Here is a 25,898-nt window from a genome sequence, read left to right on the forward strand (position 1 = left end):
TTGACTCAGTTAGACCGTGACGGCCCCGGTTGCGGCGAAAGCGTTCCCGGCTGTTCATTTGGCCCAGCGAGCGTCTGAAGATCCAGCATTTCTCTTCGGGTCAGGTTGATCAGTTTTTGTTTACGGAGTTTTTCAGCCTGTTTGCCCAGCTCTATGACTTCCTGGTCATACTCCTGCTCACTGACTTCACCGCGCTCTCGACGATCTTCCAGGTCGGACAGTCGCCCTACACGCTCATCGGCGACAGCGTCATTGATGACGCGCATGTCGTCTGGATATCGCTCTCGCAGATACGTCGTCCAGTAATCGCGAGACACCATGCTGTTCAACAGCGCATCGGAGCGCTCCGCTTCGAGGATGGAAGCGCGCGTGTCAGCCAACAATCGTCCTCTTATCGGGTTGTCGAACGCCATGTTCAGGGGTTGCCCCGGCAAATCCAGCCCGTCGGGCCAACCGCTGGTCAAACCTATGCGATAGCGCAGACGCACTTCCGCCCTGTCGCGATTGAGCGCCGCGGCTTCTGCCAAGACGTCGACCCTGTCCAATCGAAACAACTGCCGAGACAGACTGACCAACGCCTGACCGCGCAGCATTGGACGTCCGGGGGAAATGTTGCGCAAAGCGTGATACACGAACACTCGAACTTCAAGTTCGCTGAATGTCAGGGTTCGACCGTCGATGCAGGTGCCGTGAGTTTCGGCGTTATGGAACAGCAACTCCCGCAGTTCGCTGTTTTCGGTGGCAGCATCCATGACACTCCAGAGCCTGCGTGTCAGGTCTGCGCGAGCATATCTGAACTCATCGGTATCACGCAGCAGCCTGATCAGTTGGAAAAAGCGCTCATGATTGTCTTCTTCAGCCAGTTGTTCCCAGGTTGTTCGTCTGCCCGTTGCCAGCTCGGCGGAGGTGTCGGCGAGCCAAGGTTCCAGCGCTTCTTGCGCAATGTCGAGCGCCGGGTTGAGCAGCGGTTCAGCAGGCTGAACAGCGGCTTGGGCGTCCGAACCGTCAGAGTCGTCGTCTTCATCTTCATCATCGTCCGCCGAATCACCTGAATCATCCGAGCCCTCGGAGGCCGTGTCGTTTTCGGTCAGGCGGCGTTCTATCTGATGGTCCAGCTCCGTTCGTGAAATTCCCGTCACATTGCCCTGCCCGTTCGCATCACTGTAATCCCTGAGTTGTTCGAGGGATGTAAGCGACAGCTCCAGGTTGTCGGACAGATCTGTGCCGGCGAGCAAGCCGTTGTGGCTGCCATCAAGCAGCGCCGCTGGAAATTCCGTGAGGTCGTTGCCGCTCAGGTCCAGCACTCGCAGACGCTGAGCAGCCAACGCACCGTCCGGCCAATGCGTAATCGCGTTGTGGCTCAGATTCAGCGTTTCGATACGGTTGAACGCGGTCGTGCTGAAGCGTTCCAGGTTGTTGTGGCTCAGATCAAGCCAGCGCAGGCGCTCGCCGCCTAATTGTTGGTACAAGGGAGTCGGGTCGGAAAAATGGTTGGCGGCAAGCTCCAATCGCTCGAGTCGGCTCATGTATTGCACCGCCGCAGGCAGTGCCGTCAGCTCATTGGAGCTCAAGATCAACCTGTTGACCTGAGGAAAAGCATTCAAAAACCCATTGGAGCCATTTGCGGTCAACCTGACACCCGACAGATCCAGCGAGGTCACAGACGGAAGCTGCACCACCAGTTCCGGCAAATCACCCAATTGCAGGCCGTTCAGGTTCAGCGTCTGGTCAGCGGTACCCAAGGGATCTATCAGGCCATTTTGCCAGAGTTCGCGAATTCGCAATGCTGCCATCGAGCGCGTTTCAGAAGACACGATGCTGCGCGGCGTCCGCATTTGCCGGATATAAAGCCAACCATTCAATTGGCGCGTCAGCGACTCATACGTTTGATACCAGGTATTAATCTGCGCTTCTATCTGGACATCGCTCATTGCGTCGCGACGTAACTGCAAGACGCGGTTCACCGCTTGTTCCTGCGTCATGGCCGGATTCAAGCCCTGAAGGCGTCGTACAAATCCCTCGGGGCCCTGGATATCGGCCAGTTGTTCGGGCAAAGGCAGCAAATGACGGGCGATTGACCGGCCGTTTTCGGTGGGTGGGAAGTCAATGGGCACCAGCCCCTGATCAAAGCGTTGCAAAGCCCCCTCTGGCAAGCCTTTGGCAATTTCGATCCGCTGGCGTGCCGCCCTCAGCGAGGCCTCGCCTTGTACGCTGAATTCGTTCCCGCTCAACAGAGTGTTCATCAGGACATCGTCATGAGACAGCGCTGCGGGTGGCAGTGACGACAATTCGTTGTAGCGTACATCCAGCAAGGACAACGTTGGCAGATTTTCGGCACCTTCGGGCCAGGACTGCAACTTCGTCAAGCGCACATTCAAGGCTTTCAGACGAGTCATCGCGCTGACGTCCAGCTGTGTGAGCGGGTTACTGCCCAGGTCCAGGTATTCGAGATTGGTCAAGCCGTCAAATTGAGCCTGAACGGTCGGCGTCATGGCGATATTGTTGTTGTGCAGATCCAGCCGTGTTAACTCAGGATGAGCACTCGGGAAGATCGGAACTTCGGTCAGGCCCGTTCCACTGATGTCGAGCGTTTGCACGCCACCAAACGCCTGGGTAAACCCACGTACTTGCTCGATGGGTGCATCCAGCCATCCGAGACGAAGCGTTTTGACATGGGGAAACATGCCCATGGGCAAATGTGGCAAATGTGTGATCTTTTGAGCGGCCATCCGCAAGGCCGGGTCCGGCAACTCAAACACCGACACGTCTGCCGATAATCCGTAACGTTGGCGAATCGCACCACGCCAGCTTTTGACGAGGGCGTTGAACACATCGGCGCCAAACCCTGATACCGAGTCAGTTCTAAGTTGTGCTTGCCTCAATCCTGACCGTGGTGTGGGACTTACATAGAAGGGCCCGAAGATTTCCGCATGCTCTGCACTCAGCGCTTCAACGGCCGCTAACCGTGTCCTGGGCGTGTCCCAGACAGTCATGATTTCTGACTGAAACCCGCGCTCCATGAAACCGGGTGCTCCCATCAGGAAGGACAGTTCCCCACGTGCGTACTCGTTGACCATTTGGTGAATGTTACCGATGTGCCCCAGCGGGCCCTTGTAACGCTGCACATATTCAAACGCAGGCTTGAAGGCGTCATGGCTGAACGCAGACCAATCCAGCGAAAGCCCCGCCCACTGCTTTTCATGTCCTTTATAGAACGAATCGGGAATCCGGCTGATAGCCGTGTTTGACAAATCCAGCCGTTCGAGGTGCTCGAGCTTCTCAACGTAGGCAGGCCATTCCATCCGGGTGTGGGGAGCGTCAATTCTCAGTGATTTCAGTTGGGTCATTGAGGACAGATCGACCCGGCTGAGCGCGTCCGAGTTGAATCCGGTGTAGTTGATATGCAAGGTTTCCAGCCCCGAAAGCGCGCTCAGTCGCTCGGGAAAATCGGGCGCGAAAGCGTATATGTCGGATACAAACGTCAAACTTGTCAGTTGCCGCATCTCAGCCACCGCACTCGGCAACGACGAGAGCGACTGACGTCTGCCTGCCAGCCCGGTGAAGTAGCTTCCATCACCGCCTATCCAGAGTTTTTGAACATTGGGAAAACGTTCCAGAAATCCATCGGCGTTGAAGTCAGTCAGACCGCGCCCTGCCACTGTCAAGTCATGAACATGTGAAAAATCGGCGTCGATGCCGGGTAATGGCACATCACACATAAGGTTCAAACGACCCGCCTCCACCATTTCGGCGGCCAACGGTGCGTTGCGCCAACTGGTTTTGAGCGCCTGCGCGACTTGTGTATTCGGGTAAAAGCTTGCACTGCCGGGCGCGCCAACCCATTGATCAAGCGACCCGTTCAGCGCCTGCCATTCACGCGTTCGTGTCTGTAACACGTTGTAGATTTGCGCCTCGGTCAAACCCTGGTGCTGTCGGATAAAAGCGTCCGCCTGCTGTTCGCCTGGATAGAGCGTCTCCACTCGCGATGCCAAAGAAGGCGTCAAACCCCGACCCCGCCCACTGGCGTAATAGCCCAGCAGTTTTTCATTCACCCGCACCGGCGGTTTGAACGGTTTAGCGTGTGGATCAAGCAAGCGTAGCGCGTCAGCACGATGAGCATCGGCGTAGTCAGTGAGTTTTCGTTGCAGTTCGGCACTCTGACTGACCTCAGGCACGCCCAGGCTTGAACGTGCGTCATCGGGTAACGCATGCAGGAGGGAGGCATAAAAGTTATCACCCTGCCTTGGCACGCTATTGAGCGGCTCGCCGCGGTCATTCAATGCCTGAAACTGCGGGCCATTTTTAATCAGGTATTTTTTCTGTGGCGCTGTCTCGTTGCCAATGCTGTCCAGCAGCGTCCCGGTATCGCTTTGCTCGCGGACCTCCAGACGCACGGAGTCCGGCCAGCCTGGCAAGTTCTCGAGTGAATGCAGGGCCAGTCTTCGGCTATCAGCAGAGGCGATATTTTCACTGCGCAGCCCCGCATAGGCCCGTGTCTGGCGTCCTTGGCGGGCATACCAGCGTGCCTCCTCAAGCATCCTCAAAGGAAGGCGATGCCTGGCGTCCAGTCGTTCAAGTTCGCCGGGGCCGCTGTGGGCAAGAACTTCCTGCGCGGCGGCTTCGCTGAGCCCAGGGCACTCGCGCTGTAACCTCGCAACCCTCGGGTCGACCGGCTCGGCGCCCTTATAGAAGCGGTCGAAAAGAGACGGTTGGCGGGTCTGGGCGTAAGCGGAAAATTGCTTGCCGAATTCTGTCGGTCTGGCGTCACGAACACGCGCCCCTCCCCCGCCGAGCAAGTGCGTGATTTCTGACTCATCCAGCGCTGCCACAATGCGCGCAGGCATGTCCCCCTTCAAAACATCGACGCGACTGATCTTTATCGGAGGCTTCGCGGCAATACCCTGAAAATGCCGCGCGGTGCCGTATTTCGCCGGCATGCCGGACAGATCGCTCCCCTCGTACACTTCCAGCACCCTGTTGGCCGGCCACCGCGGCATTTCGGTCACCAGCGGCAATACCTGGAAATAGTCACCATCAACAGGTCTCGCGCCATTCAATTGTTCCATGACCTGTCCCGCCCTCGCATCAGCCTTGAATAGCCGGAGCGCATCCGTCAACTCAGGAGGCGGCGCGCTGTGGTCCACGTGCATTTTGCGCAGCGCAGCGTCACTGACGCCGCTGACATCCGCGGCCCGGAGCAGCGCTTCGTCAGCTAATTCCTGGGTGTCGTGTCCGATACGGCGCAAAAGGGTCAACCGATCCCAGTCCAGTGGGCGTTCAAGTGTGTGGCGCCAGGCGCCAAGGCCATTACTCTCCAGGATAGGCTGGTATGCAGCGGAATCGGTCGGATGCTTTATCCGCCATTTTTGAATGGCTTCGTCAAACACCTTTTCGTAAACCTTGTCGCCCATCCGGATGTAGGTTTTGCCGCTGATCACGTGCTGCCCCAGCCTGTTCGGAACGGCACTGGCGTCGAGCGCCGGGTGACTTTCATACCCGCTGACGTCGGGCTTCCATAGTCGGGTTTCGCCATTGGGCAATGTGACCGAATGCAAGCTCTCTATTACCGGCTCAGGCGGGACCGCCCGAAGTTTGCCGACGCCAACCCCGACACCGGCCATGACACCGATCAAAGCAATGTTCTCTGCGACGTCCACCAGATGTGCTTTAGCCGCTCGCTTATCGCCCTCGCTCCACTCGATGGCGCCCTCCACGGTTTCGTATAGCAATTGTCCCGCCATCACCGCCATCATCACTTCGCCAAGCACCGGGACAAACATCGACACCAGGTTCAAGCTCAGCAAACCAAATTCCATCAGTTGGGCCAGTTTCAACTCGCGCGCTTTGACGTCAACGTCGTCGGTGGGCACCGCATGGCTGCGCGCATCGGCAATGACTTTTTGGCAATGTTGCTGGTACAGATAGGCCCACAGGTCCTCATTCTCGGTCCAACCGCCGCGGCCCTCGTGTTTCAAGGACGACAAGGCAATGAAGGGATCCGGCTCCGGCTCCAGTTTGGGCGGACGTTCGGGCGGTATTTCCTTGATTCTGATCAACGGCGAAAGCGGAGTGGCATAGTCGATTATTTTTTTCCACGGCGATCGCCAAAGATCAGTCGGAGAGTCAGCGGCTTTCTGGGTGAACTGACTGAAGTAATATGGACGTTGATCGTAGGCGACAAACTGGCTGAAAAAACGTTGATAGGCGGTAGGGGCTGCAGCTTCGGTCTGTGAGGCATCTCGCGCCGTGAACAGACGCTTGAATGTTTCCTGACGTTGCGCCGCGGTATAACGCTTCATGGGATGCGCCGGATCATGGGGGATGTAAACAATCACCTCATCTGAATAACGGTACTTTTCACAGATAGAAAATGCTACGCAGCCCGTCATACGCTTTCTCATCAAGCTGACGTCTTCAAACCAGACTTGTTTTTTGCCCATCCAAGGGTGGATTTCACCGTCGATGACCGAAAGAATCATCGTGTGATCCCTGGGCTCAATGTCCCCGGTCAACAACGCTTGCTCCGCCGCGGCCCTCATTGTTGCTTTCTGGCTCGCAATAAAATGCTCTCGCAACGTCTCCCCAGGGACTGCATCGGCCGCCTGGAAGAAGGACTTCAGGTAGGTCTGATATTTTGCCCCAATGTCCAACCTGCGACAGAGGCCGAGAAAATGCCTGACCGGCAGATGGATGCTCACCGGCTCGAAAGTGCCGGGCGTCGTGGTCTCTACAACAAAGCCGGAGGTCTTGTGATAAGCGCCTTCGGCGCACTCGTAAGCTTCGAAATTATGCAACGTCGCCTGCAGCATCGGCAGCTTCATGACTTCGAAGGATGAGAGCTCAATTTCGAGGATGCCGGCGGCCAGCGTTCGCCTCAGGCACAGCAAGGTTTTGTTGACATCCACCTCCACCTGATACTCATCCTTCAACGCCTCGATCAGCAACGGCTCGGCGAATGCATCGATGTTTAGAAAGCTCGACATCGATTTGTCCAGCCGGGCCTGCGCGACGACACTGGCTTTGAAATTGGCATCGACATTGTTGCGTTGTTGGGGTGAAGCGCTCAGGTACCAATCAGGCGTGCGCGTTCCAGCGTCCTTGAATGCCTGTCTTCGTTGCGGTGAGGCATCGACAAGCCATTGGGGAATCGTTTTTTCAAGCACCTGGGCATGAATGCTATCCGTTGCCGATGGCCTGACGTTTTGGGTTGCGTTTTGAAATTGCGAGGACATGAGTCACTCCTTTATTAGGGAGCGACAGCACACCATCTCAGGCACGCTCGACTGCGGTATATAGTTATTGCAGACGTGGCAATCGGTGACGAAAAATTTCACCGGCCGAGCTTCTTACGCCATCGTTCTTTGATTGCCTGCTGATTGTCTATGCTTGGGCAACACGAATGCAGTGGAGGGGTTTATGGACGATCCAGTCGACAACAAACCGCCGACGTTGTGGCAGATGCTGCAGAGCGTCATGGCAGCGGCTTTCGGGGTACAGAGCGGGAAAAACCGGGCGCGCGATTTCACTCACGGCAAGCCGAGTCATTTTGTCCTTCTGGGGGTGTTGTTCACGGCCGTGTTTGCGCTGACGCTGTTCGGCATTGTGAAACTGGTCTTGCATCTGGCAGGGATTTGAGTCAGCCCGGTGACGGCCCTTGGACCATCGCCCGGACGGTGTCGGTTATTGATGACTCACCCAGAACACTGCGGTGCCCACAACCAGGATGATCAGGAACAAAATCGCCCAGGCATCGACCGTGCTATCGCTTTTCCTTGCTTTGGTTGGGTTGCTCATTGCATCGCCTCTTGTCGGTTTTATCGGTGATTGCATAAAGACTCGAGCACAGTTAAGACGATGATTGCCCGCACCACAAATGTGGGTTTTGCTCCCATGAGTTTCATTAGTCGTTTTGGTTCTTTACATATACTCAAACATCACTTTTGCGCATAACTGCAAACTGGTATCTTGCCTCCGCTCCGTTGGGAGTGCGCGGCCGTGCGCGCAGAATTGCCGAGGCAGCATCGGGTTCCAGCAAGCGAAAAACGCCACTGGATCCGACCGGCCCAAGCCTGAGAACAGGACTTATATGTACGTATACGACGAGTACGATCAGCGGATCATCGAGGACCGCGTCAAGCAGTTCCGTGATCAGACCCGACGCTATCTGGCAGGCGAGCTGAGCGAAGAAGAATTCCGCCCTTTGCGTTTGCAGAACGGGCTTTATATCCAGCGCTTCGCGCCGATGCTGCGTGTAGCGGTGCCTTACGGTCAGCTGACTTCGCGTCAGACGCGAATGATGGCCAAAATCGCCCGCGACTACGACAAGGGCTATGCCCACATCAGTACCCGGCAGAACGTGCAGTTCAATTGGCCGGCGCTGGAAGACATTCCGGACATCCTCGCTGAACTGGCCACCGTGCAAATGCATGCGATCCAGACCAGCGGCAACTGCCTGCGCAACGTCACCACCGACCAGTTCGCCGGTGTCGCGGCCGACGAGTTGATCGACCCGCGTCCGTGGTGCGAAATTGTGCGCCAATGGACTACTTTCCACCCGGAATTCGCTTATTTACCGCGCAAGTTCAAAATCGCCATCAACGGTTCGACGTCCGACCGTGCGGCCATCGAAGTCCATGACATCGGCCTTGAGCCGGTGCATAACGCCGCGGGCGAACTGGGTTTCCGTGTGCTGGTCGGTGGCGGCCTGGGCCGTACGCCGGTGGTGGGCGCGTTCATCAACGAGTTCCTGCCATGGCAGGACCTGTTGAGCTACCTCGACGCCATTCTGCGGGTCTATAACCGCTACGGTCGTCGTGACAACAAGTACAAGGCGCGGATCAAGATTCTGGTCAAGGCCCTGACGCCTGAAGTGTTCGCGCAGAAAGTCGACGCGGAAATGGAACACCTTCGCGGTGGCCAAACCACGTTGACCGATGCCGAAGTGCATCGCGTGGCCAAACACTTTGTCGACCCGCAATACAAGGCTCTGGACAACCAGACGGCCGAGCTGACCGAGTTCGACAAACAGCACCCAGGCTTCGCCCGCTGGCGCACCCGCAACACCCTCGCGCACAAAAAGCCGGGTTACGTTGCCGTGACGCTGTCCCTGAAGCCGACTGGCGTTGCGCCGGGCGACATCACCGACAAGCAGCTCGATGCCGTGGCCGACTTGGCCGAGCGTTACAGCTTCGGTCAGCTGCGCACCTCCCACGAGCAGAACATTATTCTGGCCGATGTCGAGCAGAGCCAATTGTTCGCCCTGTGGAGCGAGTTGCGCGAGCAAGGTTTCGCCACACCGAACATCGGTTTGCTGACCGACATCATCTGCTGCCCGGGCGGTGACTTCTGCTCCCTGGCCAACGCCAAATCGATCCCGATCGCCGAATCGATCCAGCGCCGTTTCGACGACCTGGACTACCTGTTCGACATTGGCGAGCTGGACCTGAACATCTCTGGTTGCATGAACGCCTGTGGTCACCACCACGTCGGCCACATCGGCATTCTCGGGGTGGACAAGAAAGGCGAAGAGTTCTACCAGGTGTCCCTGGGTGGCAGCGCCAGTCGCGATGCGAGCCTGGGCAAGATCCTCGGCCCGTCTTTCGCACAGGAAGCCATGCCTGATGTGATCGAGAAGCTGATCGACGTGTACATCGAACAACGTACCGAAGACGAGCGCTTCATCGACACCTATCAGCGTATCGGCATCGACCTCTTCAAGGAGCGCGTCTATGCAGCGAATAATTAAGAACAACGAAGTCGTCGACGAAACCTGGCACTTGCTGCCGAAGGACTTCAACATCGACGACATCAGCAACTGCGACGACCTTATCGTCCCGCTGCAACTGTGGCGCGAGCACAGCCGTATGCTCAAGGCTCGCGATGGCGGCCTGGGTGTGTGGCTGGACGCCGATGAAGAAGCCGAAGAAATCGGAGATGACGTCGATCAGTTCCAGGTCATCGCCTTGAACTTCCCGGCCTTCACCGACGGACGCAACTACTCCAATGCTCGCTTGCTGCGTGACCGTTATGGTTTCAAAGGCGAACTGCGGGCAATTGGCGATGTACTGCGCGACCAATTGTTCTATATGCACCGCTGCGGCTTCGATGCCTTCGCAATCCGCGCCGACAAAGACCCGTACGAAGCTTTGGAAGGTCTCAAGGACTTTTCGGTGACGTACCAGGCCGCAACGGACGAACCGCTGCCGCTGTTCCGTCGCCGCTAAGTACATCGCGTAAAAAAAGCCCTGAATCGGAAATTGGTTCAGGGCTTTTTTGTGTTCGGCGCCTACTTACCAGAAGCGTTGCTGGGTCAACCGGCTCCACCAGCTCAGCAATACACGATCGACCGAACCGCTGGCCGCGATACCGATGCGCTCCTGCAGGCTTTTGCGTTCGGCGTAATGCAAGTGATAGAGCTCGGACTGTTTGGCTCGTTCGGCAAGGTATTCATCGCTGGTCTTGAGTTCATCCACCAGTTGCTTGTCGAGCGCCGCAATGCCCAGCCAGATTTCTCCGGTGGCCACTTCGTCGATGGCCAGTTGCGGGCGATAGCGGGAAACGAAGTTCTTGAACAGCTGATGGGTGATGTCCAGGTCTTCCTGGAATTTCTCCCGGCCCTTCTCGGTGTTTTCACCGAACACCGTCAAGGTGCGCTTGTACTCACCGGCTGTCAGTACTTCGAAATCGATGTCGTGTTTTTTCAACAGGCGATTGACGTTGGGCAACTGCGCCACCACGCCGATCGAGCCGAGAATCGCGAACGGCGCACTGATAATTTTCTCGCCGATGCACGCCATCATGTAGCCACCGCTGGCCGCGACCTTGTCGATGCATACGGTCAACGGCACGCCGGCTTCACGAATCCGAGCCAGTTGCGAAGACGCCAAACCATAGCTGTGAACCATACCGCCGCCGCTTTCCAGGCGCAGCACCACTTCATCTTTCGGCGTGGCGAGCGTCAGCAGCGCGGTGATTTCGTGGCGCAGGCTCTCAGTGGCCGACGCCCTGATATCACCGTCGAAATCCAGCACGAACACCCGCGGTTTGGCCTCGGGTTTCTTCTTTTGCTTTTTATCGGTTTTAGCCTGGGACTTGCGCAAGGCCTTGAGCTGATCCTTGTCGAGCAAGGTTTGCTCCAGGCGTTCACGCAGCCCTTTGTAGAAATCATTGAGGTTGCTGACTTGCAGCTGCCCGGCCGACTTGCGCCGACCTTTGCTGCGCAACGCCGCAAAACTGGCCAGGACCACCAGAATGGCGATCACCAGAGTCACGGTCTTGGCCAGAAAAATGGCGTACTCGAACAAAAGCTCCACAGGGACTCCTTCAATCAATGCGCGGGGTAAACACGCGCGGGATAGCTCCAGCATACCCATCCGCCGGCCCGACGGCCAGCCGTGAAACCTCTGGCAACAGGCCTGTAACGGGCATTTCAAACAAGCGTATGTTTTTTCATTGACAGCTCACCGCCATCCTCATAACCTCGCCAAACCTTCAACGTACCGGGATGACGCGGACGTGGGCAGCATCTACTTGATTCGACATGGCCAGGCCTCCTTCGGTGCAGACGACTACGACGTCCTGTCGCCGACCGGTATTCGTCAGGCAGAACTCCTCGGCCAGCACCTGGCCGAACTCGGTGTCAGCTTCGATCGCTGCCTGTCGGGCGACTTGCGCCGCCAGCAACACACCGCCAACAGCGCGCTGGAACAGTTCGCCGCTGTCGGGGTGCCGGTGCCGGTGCTGGAAATCGATTCCGCTTTCAACGAATTCGATGCCGACGCAGTGATCCGCGCCCTGCTGCCGGCCATGTTGGATGACGAGCCCCAAGCGCTGGATATCCTGCGCAACGCCGCACAGAACCGTGCTGAATTCCAACGTATCTTTGCCTTGATCATCGAGCGCTGGCTCGCCGGCACCTACGATACACCGGGGCTGGAGAGCTGGCTGGGTTTCGTCGAACGGGTGCAGGCCGGTCTGCATCGATTGCTCGAACACGCCGACAATACCCAGAAAATCGCCGTGTTCACCTCCGGCGGCACCATCACTGCCCTGCTCCACCTCATTACGCAAATGCCCGCAAAACAGGCCTTTGAACTGAACTGGCAAATCGTCAACACCTCGCTCAACCTGCTTAAGTTTCGCGGTCGCGAGGTGGCCCTGGCTTCCTTCAACAGTCATGCACACCTGCAACTGCTGAAGGCTCCGGAACTCATCACGTTTCGCTGAGTCCGGATTATTGTGACCCTGGCTGTAATAACCCAGCTCTAATTACCCAAGAAAGGATCGAACCATGACCTCCGTAGCTGATGCCGTACAAGCAATGAAAGCCAAGTTCAACCCAGCCGCTGCTGCCGGTCTGGACCTGGTATTCGGTTTTCGCATCGACGACACCAAGAACTTCTCGCTGATCGTCAAAGACGGCACCTGCGAACTGCAAGAAGGCGAGAACCCGGACGCCCAAGTCACTCTGGTAATGGACGGCGAAACCCTGCAAGGCATCGTCGACGGTTCGACCGACGGCATGCAAGCGTTCATGGGCGGCAAACTGCGCGCTGAAGGCGACATGATGCTGGCGATGAAACTGTCCGAGCTGTTCCCGGCCTAAGCACGCCGCTCCCGTCTTTCGGGAGCACGTCTGGCTGCCAACGAATCCCGCCCCTTGTGGCGGGATTCGTCGTTTCCGCTCTCGCAAAACGGCTATCTGCGGATTTGCCGACTATATTCCTTCTGGCCGCATGCGTCAGACATCGGCTGTTTGCCCTCGCTTCTTTTTTGAAGACTTTGTGGAGAGCACTGCCATGAGTCCACCTGACGAGCACAACGACTTCAGTCGTCGCCGTGTATTGCAAGGTCTTTCGGCAGGCACCGTCGGTGCCTGGGTCAGCCCACTATTTGCAGGGAGTAAAACCATGCCCGATGCCCCGGCCGATCTGATTCTGTACAACGGACGCCTGCACACCGTCGACCGCAAAAAACCCCAGGCCAGTGCGGTCGCGATCAAGGACGGACGCTTCGTGGTGGTCGGCAGCGATGCCCAGGCCATGGCGCTGCAAGGCCCCGGCAGCCAAATCATCGACCTGCATGGCCGCACGGTAATTCCCGGTCTCAATGACTCCCACCTGCACTTGATCCGTGGGGGGCTGAATTACAATCTCGAACTGCGCTGGGAAGGCGTCCCGTCCCTGGCCGATGCCTTGCGCATGCTCAAGGATCAGGCCGATCGCACGCCAACGCCGCAATGGGTGCGGGTGGTCGGTGGCTGGAACGAATTCCAGTTTGCCGAGAAGCGCCTGCCGACGATTGAAGAACTGAACAAGGCCGCGCCGGACACCCCGGTGTTCGTGCTGCACCTCTACGACCGCGCCCTGCTCAACCGTGCCGCGCTGAAAGTGGTCGGCTATACCCGCGACACGCCGAACCCGCCGGGCGGCGAGATCCAGCGCGATGCCAATGGCGACCCCACCGGCATGCTGATCGCCCGACCCAACGCCATGATCCTCTACTCGACCCTGGCCAAGGGGCCGAAGTTGCCGTTGGACTATCAGGTCAACTCGACCCGCCAGTTCATGCGTGAACTCAATCGGCTGGGCGTCACCAGCGCCATCGATGCCGGCGGCGGTTATCAGAATTACCCGGACGATTATCAAGTCATCCAGCAACTGGCCAAAGACCAGCAGCTTACGGTGCGCATTGCCTACAACCTGTTCACTCAAAAACCCAAGGAAGAGCTGACCGATTTCAAAAACTGGACCAGCACTTCCCATTACGGTCAGGGTGATGACTTCCTGCGGCACAACGGTGCCGGGGAAATGCTGGTGTTCTCGGCGGCGGATTTCGAAGACTTCCTCGAGCCGCGTCCGGACCTGCCGCAAACCATGGAGCAGGAGCTGGAACCGGTGGTCCGCCACCTCGTCGAGCAGCGCTGGCCCTTCCGCCTGCACGCCACCTACAACGAATCCATCAGCCGCATGCTCGACGTGTTCGAGAAGGTCGACCGGGATATTCCGTTCGACGGTTTGCCATGGTTCTTCGATCATGCCGAAACCATTACCCCACGGAACATTGAACGGGTTAAAGCCCTCGGTGGCGGCATCGCCATCCAGGATCGCATGGCGTTCCAGGGCGAGTACTTTGTCGACCGTTACGGCGCGACGGCGGCCGAAGCGACACCACCGATCGCACGCATGCTCGCCGAAGGTGTGCCGGTGGGCGCCGGCACCGATGCCACGCGCGTGTCCAGCTACAACCCCTGGACCTCGCTGTACTGGCTGGTCAGCGGCCGCACCGTTGGTGGCCTCGCGCTGTACCCGCAAGGCTTGAGCCGTGATACGGCGCTGGAACTGTTCACCCACGGCAGCGCCTGGTTTTCCTCCGAACAAGGCAAGAAAGGCCAGATCAAGGTCGGGCAACTGGCGGACCTGATTGCGCTGTCGGCGGACTATTTCCACATCGAAGACGAAGCCATCAAATGGATCGAGTCGGTGCTGACCATTGTCGACGGCAAGATCGTCCATGGCAGCGTCGAGTTCGAAAAACTGGGGCCACCGCCCATCCCGGTGGTGCCTGAGTGGTCGCCGGTGGTGAATGTGCCGGGGCACTGGAAACCACTGGCGCCGCTGACTGCGCAAGTGCACCAGTGCGTGGGCGCTTGTGCGGTGCATGCCCACAGCCATGAGCGGGCGCGGTTGTCGTCAGCGCCGGTCAGTGACTTTCAAGGGTTCTGGGGGGCGTTTGGCTGTTCGTGTTTTGCGTTCTGAAAAGAGAAAAGATCGCAGCCTTCGGCAGCTCCTACAGGAATAGGTGATCCTCTGTAGGAGCTGCCGAAGGCTGCGATCTTTTGATTTTGCGCCTCTGCAACACCCACTGACACAAGCTTGATCTCGATCAGTTGCTCACCCCCTCGCAACCACTACTATCGCGCTTCCATCGAAGGCCACGGACGGCTCATTGGGAGCCTGCGGCCCAAAATTCTCAAGGAAGAGTCAATCATGCGGTCATTGAAAATCATTCTGCTGGCGTCAGCATTCAACGGCCTGACCCAACGGGCGTGGCTGGATTTGCGTCAGGCCGGTCACTCGCCCAGCGTGGTGCTGTTCACCGATGCAGACGCGGTGTGCGAGCAAATCGAACACTCCGGTGCCGATCTGGTGATCTGCCCGTTCCTCAAGGACCGGGTACCGCAACAGGTGTGGAGCAACCGCCAGCGTCCCGTGGTGATCATTCACCCAGGCATCGTCGGCGACCGTGGCGCCAGTGCGCTGGACTGGGCCATCACCCGCGAACTCAGCCGCTGGGGCGTGACAGCGTTGCAAGCGGTGGAGGAAATGGACGCCGGGCCGGTCTGGGCCACCTGTGAATTCAACCTGCCCCAAGGCTTGCGCAAATCCGAGTTGTACAACGGGCGCGTCAGCGATGCGGCAATCTCCTGCATCCGCGAAGTCGTGGAAAAATTCATCGCCGGTTTCATTCCGGTGCCCTTGGATTACAGCCAACGCCATGTGATTGGCCGCTTGCAGCCGAACATGAAACAAGCCGACCGGTCCTTCAGCTGGCACGATAGCTCGCGCTTCATCAAACGCAGCATCGACGCCGCCGACGGCCAGCCCGGCGTATTGGCGAGCCTGGCTGGCGGTCAGTATTACCTGTACGACGCTCACCTGGATTCGCGCAGCGGCATGCCGGGGGAGATTCTCGCGGTGCATGACGATGCGGTGCTGGTGGCGACCGGCGATACCAGCCTGTGGATCGGCTCGCTGCGACACAAACCCCAGCCCGGGGAAGAAACCTTCAAACGCCCGGCCCGGCATGTGCTCGCCGAACAGCTGGCGCAAGTACCGACCCTTGATTGGTCGATCGCCTCCCAGCCCTTCAACAATGAAAGCTATCAACCGATCCGCTATCGCGAATCAGGCCACGTCGGCGAACTGACCTTCGAGTTTTACAACGGCGCGATGAGCACCCAACAGTGCCAGCGACTGGTGGAAGCCCTGCGCTGGGCCAAGTCCCGGGATACTCAAGTGCTGCTGATCAAGGGTGGACGCGGCAGTTTTTCCAACGGCGTGCACCTCAACGTGATCCAGGCCGCAGCGGTTCCGGGGCTGGAAGCCTGGGCCAATATTCAGGCGATTGATGACGTCTGCCAGGAACTGCTCAGCACCCGGCAACTGGTGATCAGCGGCTTGACCGGCAATGCCGGGGCCGGCGGCGTGATGCTGGCGCTGGCGGCCGACATCGTCTTCTCCCGGTCCGACATCGTGCTCAATCCTCATTACAAAACCATGGGTTTGTACGGCTCCGAGTACTGGACCTACAGCCTGCCCCGCGCTGTCGGCCAGGCAATGGCGGAAAAACTCACGGAAGATTGCCTGCCGATCAGCGCCACCCAGGCGTTGCAACTGGGCATGGTCCAGGAAATCGGCCCGCGCTGCCCCGACGAGTTTGGCCTGTGGTTGTTGCAGCGGGCCAATGGTGCGTTGAGTGATCCGGCGTATCAGGCGATACGTGAGCGTAAAAGCCAGCTCGATACTCAACTGATGCAGCATTGTCGCAATGCAGAACTGGAAGAGATGCAGCTGGACATGGTGCAGAACCGCAAACAGTTTGCCGAGAAGTGCCGAAATTTTGTGTTCAAGCGCAAGGCGTGTGGCACGCCGCAGCGGTTGGTGGCTGAATGGGCGACTGTTCGGGATGTTGAATTGGCCGGGTGATCGGTAGCGCCTGCAAAAGATCGCAGCCTTCGGCAGCTCCTACATTGGAATCGCGCACGCCGTGAAATATCGGGCGAACACAAATTCTGTAGGCGGGGCCGCAGGCTGCGATCTTTTGATCTTGATTTCTATCCGCTGGCGGCGCCTGCTCTTACAATGCCCGCACCTCCCACATCGGCCAGCCCATGGACATCGATCTCGCCCGCACTTTTCTGGAAATCGTCCGCCACGGCAGTCTGGCCGCGGCGGCTGAAAAACTGCACGTCACCCAAACCGCGATCACCGCCCGGGTGCAGAAGCTCGAAAGTCAGCTCGGCAGCACGCTGTTCGTGCGCAACCGCGCCGGGGCGCGCCTGACGCCGAACGGTGAGGCTTTTGTGGTTTACGCCAATCAACTGGTGCAGACCTGGGAAGCAGCGCGCCGGGACTTGCCGCTGCCCGAGGGCTACCGAGATGTGCTGCACATCGGTGGCGAGGTCAGTCTGTGCAACCCGTTGATGCTCAGCTGGGCCGGCGAGCTGCGCGAGAAAATTCCCAGCCATGCCCTGCGCATGGAAATCCGCGACGGCGAAAACCTGCTGCGCCAACTGGAGCTTGGGGTGCTGGATGCGGCGCTGGTCTATCAGCCCGAGTACTGGCCACGCTTGCAAGTCGAGCAGGTGCTGGAAGAAAAACTCATCCTGGTACGCCTGGCCGGACAGCCTGATCCTTACGTGTATATCGACTGGGGCCCGGACTTCCGTCGTCAGCACGATGCCGCGCTGCCGGAAAAGGCCAAGGCTGCCTTGAGCTTCAACCTTGGACCGCTGGCCTTGCAGTACATTCTGGAAAACGGTGGCAGCGGCTATTTCCGCACCCGCGTGGTCCAGAGTTACCTGGAAAGCGGCGTGCTGGAGCCAGTGCCCAAAGCCCCGGAGTTCAGCTATCCGACCTATCTGGTTTACTCCCGGGACCGTGACTCGGCGACCCTGCAACGAGCCTTCGATTTGCTGCGCGAAGTGATCAAGACGGACGACGACTGGTCCCAGCGCTGGAACCCCTTGACCTGACGCCAGGCGTCTTGCACCGGAGCATGGCGCATGTGGCCTCAAGGTTGGGCCGGCCTCTGCGGTGGGATCGACTAATCTGCTGGTTATAACAATAACCACAGGTGAACGCAGTGAGGCAGACCACCGAAGCATTCCGCGCGCGCTACCGTGCCGACATTCATCAGCTCTACAACCCCTGGCTGCATGGCGCCTTTGTGTTGCTGTTCGGTTTGCTGGCCATCGGCGGATTCTGGAGCACCGTGCATCAGGTACAACCCCTGGAATGGCTGACGGTGCCGCTGACCCTGTTGTTTTTCAACTTCGGTGTCTATGTCGTACATCGGCATCTGGGGCACCATAAGAAGCGTCTGGCGCGAATGTTCTACGCCCGTCATGCCGGTGACCATCACAGCTTTTTCACTCCCGGCCACATGACCTACGACAGTGCCCGGGACTGGCGGGTGATTCTGTTTCCGGCCTGGCTGATTGTATTGCATACCCTCGTCATCACAGCGCCCGCCTGGTGGCTGTTGACTCTGCTCAACGGCAACGTCGCGGGGCTGTTCGGCGGTTGCATGGTCCTCGGTTACCTGACCTATGAAGTGTTCCACGCTTGCGAACATCTACCACCCGGCAACCCGCTGACCCGTTTACCGTGGATTCGCCAGATGCGCCGTTTGCACGCGCTGCACCATCGCCGCGAGCTGATGCAGGAGCGCAATTTCAATATCGTGTTTCCACTGATGGACTACCTGTTCGGCACCCTGTACTGGGAACCGGAGCAAGTACCTCCGCACCTGATGAGAGCGCCCATGACCCGCCTGCAGCACGTGGTCGACATCGCTGGAAATCCGATCGCCGTGCTCGCGTACGCCAGCACCGCGACACGTTGGCCGGAGTGGCATCCGTCCTCCCTCAAAGTTGATGGCCAGAGCGGTCCGTTATATGCCGGGGCGCGGTTCGAGGAAGACATTCGGGCCGGCGGGCGTGAGGGGCACTTGAGTTGGGAGGTCGACGAATACTTGCCCGGTCGCCGCTGGAGCGCTCGGGCCCAAGGCGATCATGGGCTGTCATTGATGGTGACTTACGAGTGCGAGGCCGAGGGCGACGGCACGCGGTTTGTCCGCACCCTGGAATATTGCTTCAGCGGTGTGCTGATGCGCATCGCCAATCGATTGTTGCTCAAGCGGCGCATCAAGCGTGAATCGGCGCAATCGATGCTGGCGTTACGCGAGATGGCGCAAAAACATCTGGCCTCGACAGGAGTCACCGCGTGAAAAGAGCCCTCAAGGTTCGGCATTTATTGTTGCTGTTGATCATTGTGATTGGCGGCTTCCTGTTGTTATTACCCACCAAAGTCCAGCCAATCGCGTGGACACCGTCACCGGCGCCCTCACTCATCGATGGCATCTACACAGACAATCAGCGCCTCAAAGGCGTGGAGCGTGTCGGCGCCGCCGACATCGACGGTCCGGAGGCGTTGCTGCTGGAGGAAGGCGTCCTCATTACCGGTCTGCATGACGGCCGGTTGATTAGTACCAGCCTCGACGGCAAGACCACCAAGGTGCTGGCCGATACCGGTGGCAGGCCATTGGGCCTGGCGCGCCATCCCAATGGTTTGCTGGTGATCGCCGATGGGGTCAAGGGTTTGCTGTCGCTCGATGCTCAAGGCCGTGTGATTGCATTGAGCACCACGGCCAATAACGTGCCCTTCGGCTTTACCGATGACGTGGTCATCGACAAGTCCGGGCATTACGCCTATTTCAGCGATGCTTCCAGCCGTTGGGGTTACGGCAAGGATGGCGAGGCGATCATCGAGCACGGCGGCGACGGTCGATTGCTGCGTTATGACTTCCAGACCGGCACGACGACGGTCTTGCTGGATAAGCTGGAGTTCGCCAACGGAGTGACCCTGGGGCCTGACGATGCGTTTGTGCTGGTCAACGAAACCGGCGCCTATCGCATCAGCCGCTATTGGCTGACCGGGCCGAAAGCCGGGACCCACGATCTGTTCATCGATAATTTGCCGGGGCTGCCGGACAACCTGGCATTCAATGGCCGCGACCGTTTCTGGGTGGCGCTGTATGCACCGCGCAATGCACTGCTCGACGCCACGGCGCCCTACCCTCTGGTACGCAAAATGATCGTGCGCGCGATGACGGTCCTGCCCATACCGGTGGAGAACCGCGCCTTCGCCCTCGGCCTGGACCTCGACGGCAAAGTGATTGCCAATCTGCAGGACGCCAGCAGCGGCAACTACTCACCCATCACCACCGTGCGCGAGTATGGGGACTGGTTGTATCTGGGGTCGCTGAAAGCGCGGCACATGGCGCGGTTGCCGTTGAGTACGGCATTGAAATAGGCGTTGCAAAAAAAGATCGCAGCCTTCGGCAGCTCCTACATTGACCGTGTGCACCGTGATCTTGCGGATACACCCGAACCCGTAGGAGCTGCCGAAGGCTGCGATCTTTTGATCTTGAATCAACGCGGATCCATCTCACCATCACGTACCGAATTGTCTGTCTCTTCGCGCACTCGCTCCGGGTCGATGTCAGTCACGTCATCCTGTTCCAGAGGCGTTATGTCCTCATTGTCCGGCAATTCATCGATGCCCGGTTCATCCTCGGGGTTGACAGTGGTGCGTCCCGGGCTCAGGGGTTCGGGATGTATCGGGATCGGGTCGTAGCCGCCCTGTTCTTCGCTGGGGTACTTTTCTTTATGGGGGGGCATGGGGCACCTCGCACGGGCCGCAAAGTCGGGCTCTGATCGTTCGAGGTGCCGGTATTTGTCCCCGTTCCAAATTTTCAGTCACCGGTCGTCGGTGGCTTGATATGGCACATCAGGACGATGCCTGAAGTTGTTTGACGATCTTGTCCTTGACCTGCAAGCGCTTCTCTTTGAGCTTCTTCACTGCGTCATCGCTGGGCGCATCTGATTGTGCGGTCTCAGCCTTCACCACCTCCGCGTCCGCCTGGGAGTACTTGTTGATCAGTGAATCCAGTAACGGATCCTTGGTGCGTTTTTGCTGGATCTCTTCCTTCGTGCAGCGTAAGTCCTGATAAAGGTCATGAGTCACCGGCATGGAACACCTCCGTTTGTTGATCGGTAGCAAACGCGATCGATTGCGCTCACCAGCTATCAGAATGGCCTTGCTTATGGTGTTCTGTCGACCGTCTATCAGACCAGCGGTGTCCGTTCGTCGCCCTGTCGCAAATGCGATAAAACCTTTGCACAAATGTCCATCTCCATTGAATAACGATCACCCGGATCGCCCATAAAAACCTGTGTGGAGAATGACCGATGGACGGATTCAATCTGCGTCACCTCGCCTTGGCCGTAGCCTTGAGCACCAGCATGGGCACGGCTTTTGCTGCCACTTCCAACGACTTCGTCGATGACGCGGCCGAGGTTGGCATCGCGGAAGTCGAGACCAGCAAACTGGCCCTGGAAAAAAGCTCATCGGCCGACGTCAAGGCGTTCGCCAAGATGATGGTTACTGATCATTCCAAAGCCAATGAAGAACTGGCGGCCCTGGCGAAAAAGCACGACATCGAGATGCCGGACACGACGACGGTGGTCAAACAGGCCAAGGAAAAAATTCTCGACCTGCGCGATGAATCCTTCGATACGGCCTATGCCAACAATCAGGTGAAGGCTCACGAAGAAACGATTGAACGGTTCAAAAAACAAGCCAACACAGTGACGGACGACAAGACCAAAGGCGCTGTCGAACTCAAGGCCTTTGCCCAAAAAATGTTGCCGGCGCTGGAAAAACACCTGGATATGGCGAAAAAACTCCAGGCGGCTCATCCCGATAAATAAGCCCCACAGGAACAAGGCGTGCCCGGTGATCGCTCATCGCGGGTAAGCCTTGATGCCAGTCAGTTAGCCCCCTGTAGGAGCGAGGCTTGCCCGCGAACAAGACTCCGCAGTTGTATCAGGTCCCCCGCGTCATCGTTCTTCGCGGGCAAGCCTCGCTCCTACAGGGCGCGGATCGCATTACAACCAACAGGTCTCAACCACCCAGTACGTTGCGGAGCTTACTCAACAGCGCTTCAGGGCCATAAGGTTTGCTCAGCAGATAAGTGTCGGGGCTGAGTTGGTGATTGCGCGAAATAATGTCCCGGGTGTGACCGGAGGTAAACAGCACCGCCACCGGAGGATTCTGCACCTTGGCCCAGGCGGCCAGGTCCGAGCTTTTGATCAGACCGGGCATGACCACATCGGTGAAGATCAGGTCCACCGCCACGCCATCGAGCAACATCTGCATGGCCAGGTCACCGTTGGCCGCGGTCAGTACCTGATAGCCCTCTTCACGCAACAAGTCCACCGCCGAGCCACGCACCGCTTCGTTGTCTTCGACCACCAGAATAGTTTCGTGCCCGCCTCGGTGCTGCGGATCATGGCGCGTTATTTCACCGGGCAACGGGCGCAAGCTGCGCGGGAAATACAGCTGCACCCGAGTGCCCTGCCCGACGACGCTGGAGATCTCGATATGCCCGCCGCTCTGTTTGACGAAACCGAACACCATGCTCAAACCCAGGCCGGTACCCTGGCCGTCGGCCTTGGTGGTAAAAAACGGTTCGAAGGCCTGTGCGAGCACTTGAGGCGGCATGCCGACACCCGTGTCAGCCACCGCGACGCAAACATAGTCGCCGGCGACGATGCCCTTGCCTGCGCAAAACTTGCGGTCGAGGGCAATGTTCTCGGCGCTCAGGGCAATGGTCCCCTCGCCATTCATGGCGTCTCGGGCGTTGATCGCGAGGTTGAGAATGGCGTTTTCGAGTTGATTGCGGTCCACGTAGAGATGCCATGGAGCGTCAGGCGCCGTCATCTTGATCTGGATGGTTTCCCCCAGCGCCCGTTGTAACAATTCTCCCAGGCCTTCGAAGATCTGCCGTGGATCGCAGACCGCCGGCGACAAAGGCTGGCGACGGGCGAATGCGAGCAATTGCGACGACAGTTTGGCACCGCGCTCGACCGCGGCAATCGACGCGCTGACCCGGCGTTGCACGTTGGCGTTGTCCGGCTCGTGACGCGCCAACAAATGCAGATTGCCGGCGATTACCTGCAACAGGTTGTTGAAGTCATGGGCCACGCCGCCGGTAAGACCGCCGATGGCTTCGAGTTTCTGTGACTGACGCAGCTGCTCTTCGGCCGCCAGCCGCGCTTCGACTTCGTCGGCGACGCGCTGCTCCAGGTTGCGGGTGAATTTGAGCAAGGACTCTTCGGCAGTCTTGCGTTCGTGGATGTCAATCAACACCCCAGGAAAGCGGAACGCCTCGCCTTGCTCATTGAACTCGCAACACCCGCTGGCCAGCACCCACAGGTAACTGCCATCGGGACGCAGAACCCGGTATTCGGCGTTATAGGGTATGCCGGTTTCCACCGACTGATTGATCAGCTCCTGAACCCAACTGCGGTCGTCGGGATGAATCTGCATCTCGGCGATGAGCGGTGGCAGGTTGGCCAGGTCCTGGTCGGGCGGGTAGGAAAACGTGCGGGCGAAGCGTTCGTCGGCAGACAGCACGTTAGCCTTGATGTCCCAGACGAATGAGCCGAGCAAAGCCCCGGCATTAAGAGCCAGGCGAACTCTTTCGTTGTCGGCGCGATAAGCGCTTTCGGCTTCCTGGCGTCGGCGCTCGGAAATCACATGATCAGTGGTGTCGACCACCATCGCCATGACCCCGGCGGGGTGCCCGTCATCATCGGCGACGGGACTGTAGTAAAGATCCATCCAGACATCTTCGGGTACGCCGTCACGCAACAGCACCAGGGCTTTGTTGTGATAGGACAAGGTACCGCCCGCAAGGCAGATATCCACCACATGCCGATTGAATTCGGCGACCTCTGGCCAGCCCAACTCCACCGGGGAACCCAGCAGGTAAGGATGCCGCCCACCGGCAAATCTGGAGTAGGCATCGTTATAGATCATGTAACCGGGCCGCCCCCACAGCATCACCATTGGCAGGGGTGAGGCGAGCAATAACTGCACCGCGCTGCACAGGCTCCCGGGCCAGGTATCGATGCGCCCGAGTTCGGTCAGGCTCCAGTCGAACGCGCGAATGCGTCCGGCCATTTCGCCGCTCCAGCCGGTACATCCGTGGCTATTGTCTAGAAACTGCATCGACTGGCCTATGTCCTGTGAATGACATGTCTTCAGGCAGTGCAACGGCGTGAGGAGACGGTGCGTGCCCGTTTGTTTCGAGCACCGCCAACGCCAATGGTTTCATAGAGGTATAGCTGATTCTCGACAGCCCCCTGTGACAAGCTGTCTCGCCACAGCCACAGGGAGGGGCATCAGTCGGTGCCGTATTTCGGCGAACGCGGCCCGTACAACAAGCCCGCCGGATGCCCTGCCGACAGCAGCCGTGCACTGGTAATGCCGGCAATCGGGTGACCGGCGTCGGTCGAACTGTTGATGATCTGTTTGACTGCCGCGGTAATCAACATGCCGATCAAACCGCCGCCACCGTTGTTGCCACCCTCTTCGCTCGACGCCCTGGCGGTACCGGTCCACAAGGTGGTGCCAGTCTTGAGGTCCACCAGTTTGGCGCTGGCGGTGACTGCGGTTTCGCTGCTGATCACCAGGTAGCGAGTGCCGTATTCACTCACGGTGATGTAGAGCGCGGCATCGGCACCGAAGATCTCTTGCAGTTTGTTGGCGGGTGCCTGGTGGATGTCCGCCGGGGTGGTCAGACCGTTCTGGCGAAACGTCTCATCGACCAGCGTGATCGGCAACACGTAGTAACCCGCTTCAGCCAATGGATACGTGACCTGCGACAGCAGGCTGTAGGACGCCTTGATGTCCGGCGAGTTGTTCAGCGGCGGCAGCACCAGAATGGTTTTTGGACGACTTTGTTTGTAAGCCGAATAGTCCACGGTCTTGGGACTGACACAACCGCCAAGGACTACCAGCGCCAGCAGGCAGGCCATCAGTTTCAAGGAGCGCGCAATCATTGGGTGTCTCCGGTCTTGGCGTTTTTAAGCAGAAAGTCCATGTACGGCGTCGACTCGGGAAACAAAGACTTTTCGGTTCTGAACTGCTGCACCATTTGATCGTCCTTGCCCATGCTCAGGTACAACAGCCCCAAATGAGCGTGGTAGCCAGGTGGCGGTGTCTTGCCGGTGGACTTGATCTTTTGCAAGTCGCGTTCCAGGGCTTCGGCCTGAGCTTCCTTGGGCTCTTCACCTTTGAAATACTCATAAACCTGTGGCTGATAACTTTCCCATTGGTAAAGGGTTTTCGGGCTGCTGCAGCCGGCTAACAGGCCACTCAACAGCAGCATGGACGCCATTAACGCCCACGACAGATAACGCTTGAACATGCTTGTACCGCTCCTTGTCATCGACCTTGATCAGTTGCCCGGTTTCCAGGCACCGGAATTCATACCGTCCACCAAACGATTGATTGCCTCGCGCATCGCCAGGTCGAGCACTTTGCCGTTGAGGGTCGAGTCGTAGGCAGCGGTCCCGCCAAAGCCGATGACTTCGCGATTGGACAAGGCATACTCGCCCGCGCCCTGAGTCGAATAAACGACTTCCGATGTGCTGATATTGACGATATTCAGGTTGACCTTGGCGTAGGCCACCTGAGTCTTGCCGCGCCCAAGAATGCCGAACAGCTGGTGATCGCCGGTCTCTTTGCGACCGAACTCGGTGACATCGCCGGTCACCACAAAGTCAGCCCCCTTGAGGCGCTGGGACTGGCCCTTGATCGCGGCTTCCTGCTGGATCTCGCCCATGTTGTCGCGATCCAGCACGCTGAAGCGGTTGGTTTGCTGCAAGTGAGTGATCAGGATGGTCTTGGCCTGACCGCCCAGGCGATCCACACCGTCGGAGAAAATCCCGCGCATGTAGCTCGAACGGTTGTCGAACTTGCCGACCGCCATGGGCACTCGAACTCCCGCATAGGCGCGGCTGGCGCTTTCGACTTTTTCTACCGGCAATGCCCGGGAGCTTTCGGTCGCACAGCCAGCCATCGCGCCCAATACTGCAATCGCGGCCCCTGATACCACCATCCGAGAAATCATTCTCACTGTGCATTCCTTTCTGAAAAACGGTTTATCCCGGCACGGCAACGGCCAGTACGTTGATGGCCAGCATTATGCCAAAGTGCCATCACCGAAGACAGTTTTAAAATTTTTGACGCCAGCGCATTGAC

Annotated in this window: 19 protein-coding genes; 11 read left to right on the forward strand and 8 right to left on the reverse strand. The window is 58.4% G+C overall.

Features of this window, described 5'->3' with window-relative positions:
- Positions 1-5: 5 nt before the first annotated feature.
- Entirely contained in the window at positions 6-7,232 is a 7,227-nt protein-coding gene (locus ACYZT2_RS16315) for an NEL-type E3 ubiquitin ligase domain-containing protein (RefSeq protein ID WP_461965578.1), read from the reverse strand.
- Between the two features lie 184 nt (positions 7,233-7,416).
- Here ACYZT2_RS16315 and ACYZT2_RS16320 point away from each other — a divergent pair, with 184 nt between their 5' ends.
- The 3 genes from ACYZT2_RS16320 (at position 7,417) to ACYZT2_RS16330 (ending at position 10,223) form a co-directional block, all read left to right on the forward strand.
- Positions 7,417-7,635 (forward strand): DUF2970 domain-containing protein, encoded by a 219-nt coding sequence (locus tag ACYZT2_RS16320; RefSeq protein ID WP_461965580.1) that lies wholly within the window; start codon positions 7,417-7,419, stop codon positions 7,633-7,635.
- 451 nt (positions 7,636-8,086) lie between these two features.
- The gene (locus tag ACYZT2_RS16325; RefSeq protein WP_461965582.1) at positions 8,087-9,745 is read left to right on the forward strand and encodes a nitrite/sulfite reductase; all 1,659 of its coding nucleotides are present in this window, start codon (positions 8,087-8,089) and stop codon (positions 9,743-9,745) included.
- On the forward strand, positions 9,729-10,223 hold the full coding sequence (locus ACYZT2_RS16330) for a DUF934 domain-containing protein (RefSeq protein WP_461965584.1): 495 nt from the start codon (positions 9,729-9,731) through the stop codon (positions 10,221-10,223). Before ACYZT2_RS16325 ends, ACYZT2_RS16330 begins: the two co-directional genes overlap by 17 nt.
- A gap of 66 nt (positions 10,224-10,289) precedes the next feature.
- Here ACYZT2_RS16330 and sohB read toward each other — a convergent pair whose 3' ends face one another.
- The gene (sohB, locus tag ACYZT2_RS16335) at positions 10,290-11,312 is read right to left on the reverse strand and encodes a protease SohB (protein ID WP_461965586.1); all 1,023 of its coding nucleotides are present in this window, start codon (positions 11,310-11,312) and stop codon (positions 10,290-10,292) included.
- A 202-nt stretch (positions 11,313-11,514) separates the two neighbouring features.
- On the opposite strand from sohB, the gene ACYZT2_RS16340 reads away from it, so the two are divergent.
- The 7 genes from ACYZT2_RS16340 to ACYZT2_RS16370 all read left to right on the forward strand — a co-directional run bounded on the left by ACYZT2_RS16340 (position 11,515) and on the right by ACYZT2_RS16370 (position 20,096).
- Positions 11,515-12,225 (forward strand): histidine phosphatase family protein, encoded by a 711-nt coding sequence (locus ACYZT2_RS16340; protein WP_253547988.1) that lies wholly within the window; start codon positions 11,515-11,517, stop codon positions 12,223-12,225.
- 64 nt (positions 12,226-12,289) lie between these two features.
- A complete protein-coding gene (locus ACYZT2_RS16345) occupies positions 12,290-12,604 on the forward strand; it encodes an SCP2 sterol-binding domain-containing protein (protein ID WP_310659038.1) in 315 nt (104 codons plus the stop codon).
- Between the two features lie 304 nt (positions 12,605-12,908).
- Positions 12,909-14,756 (forward strand): amidohydrolase, encoded by a 1,848-nt coding sequence (locus ACYZT2_RS16350; RefSeq protein ID WP_461973132.1) that lies wholly within the window; start codon positions 12,909-12,911, stop codon positions 14,754-14,756.
- A 231-nt stretch (positions 14,757-14,987) separates the two neighbouring features.
- Positions 14,988-16,706 carry a hydrogenase maturation protein gene (locus ACYZT2_RS16355; RefSeq protein ID WP_461965589.1) on the forward strand — a complete coding sequence of 573 codons (1,719 nt, stop codon included), beginning with the start codon at positions 14,988-14,990 and terminating at the stop codon, positions 16,704-16,706.
- Between the two features lie 185 nt (positions 16,707-16,891).
- The gene (locus ACYZT2_RS16360; protein ID WP_007898206.1) at positions 16,892-17,755 is read left to right on the forward strand and encodes a LysR family transcriptional regulator; all 864 of its coding nucleotides are present in this window, start codon (positions 16,892-16,894) and stop codon (positions 17,753-17,755) included.
- Between the two features lie 110 nt (positions 17,756-17,865).
- Positions 17,866-19,011 (forward strand): sterol desaturase/SRPBCC family protein, encoded by a 1,146-nt coding sequence (locus ACYZT2_RS16365; RefSeq protein WP_461965592.1) that lies wholly within the window; start codon positions 17,866-17,868, stop codon positions 19,009-19,011.
- On the forward strand, positions 19,008-20,096 hold the full coding sequence (locus tag ACYZT2_RS16370; RefSeq protein ID WP_461965594.1) for an SMP-30/gluconolactonase/LRE family protein: 1,089 nt from the start codon (positions 19,008-19,010) through the stop codon (positions 20,094-20,096). The genes ACYZT2_RS16365 and ACYZT2_RS16370 overlap by 4 nt, the downstream gene beginning before the upstream one ends.
- 119 nt (positions 20,097-20,215) lie before the next feature.
- Here the strand turns inward: ACYZT2_RS16370 and ACYZT2_RS16375 are convergent, their stop codons facing one another.
- Positions 20,216-20,464 carry a hypothetical protein gene (locus ACYZT2_RS16375; RefSeq protein ID WP_461965596.1) on the reverse strand — a complete coding sequence of 83 codons (249 nt, stop codon included), beginning with the start codon at positions 20,462-20,464 and terminating at the stop codon, positions 20,216-20,218.
- A gap of 109 nt (positions 20,465-20,573) precedes the next feature.
- On the reverse strand, positions 20,574-20,816 hold the full coding sequence (locus ACYZT2_RS16380) for a YdcH family protein (RefSeq protein WP_461965598.1): 243 nt from the start codon (positions 20,814-20,816) through the stop codon (positions 20,574-20,576).
- Between the two features lie 218 nt (positions 20,817-21,034).
- Here ACYZT2_RS16380 and ACYZT2_RS16385 point away from each other — a divergent pair, with 218 nt between their 5' ends.
- Positions 21,035-21,556 carry a DUF4142 domain-containing protein gene (locus tag ACYZT2_RS16385; protein ID WP_461965600.1) on the forward strand — a complete coding sequence of 174 codons (522 nt, stop codon included), beginning with the start codon at positions 21,035-21,037 and terminating at the stop codon, positions 21,554-21,556.
- 193 nt (positions 21,557-21,749) lie between these two features.
- Here the strand turns inward: ACYZT2_RS16385 and ACYZT2_RS16390 are convergent, their stop codons facing one another.
- From ACYZT2_RS16390 to ACYZT2_RS16405, 4 genes are all read right to left on the reverse strand, one after another.
- Complete coding sequence (locus ACYZT2_RS16390) at positions 21,750-23,861, reverse strand: hybrid sensor histidine kinase/response regulator (RefSeq protein ID WP_461965602.1); 2,112 nt, start codon at positions 23,859-23,861, stop codon at positions 21,750-21,752.
- A gap of 173 nt (positions 23,862-24,034) precedes the next feature.
- Positions 24,035-24,694 carry a DUF799 domain-containing protein gene (locus tag ACYZT2_RS16395; RefSeq protein ID WP_461965604.1) on the reverse strand — a complete coding sequence of 220 codons (660 nt, stop codon included), beginning with the start codon at positions 24,692-24,694 and terminating at the stop codon, positions 24,035-24,037.
- Positions 24,691-25,032, reverse strand: a complete 342-nt coding sequence (locus ACYZT2_RS16400) for a DUF4810 domain-containing protein (RefSeq protein WP_461973134.1) — start codon at positions 25,030-25,032, stop codon at positions 24,691-24,693. The genes ACYZT2_RS16395 and ACYZT2_RS16400 overlap by 4 nt, the downstream gene beginning before the upstream one ends.
- 60 nt (positions 25,033-25,092) lie before the next feature.
- Positions 25,093-25,767 carry a CsgG/HfaB family protein gene (locus tag ACYZT2_RS16405; RefSeq protein ID WP_461973136.1) on the reverse strand — a complete coding sequence of 225 codons (675 nt, stop codon included), beginning with the start codon at positions 25,765-25,767 and terminating at the stop codon, positions 25,093-25,095.
- Between the last annotated feature and the right edge of the window lie 131 nt (positions 25,768-25,898).

It is taken from the genome of Pseudomonas sp. MDT1-85, assembly GCF_054898065.1.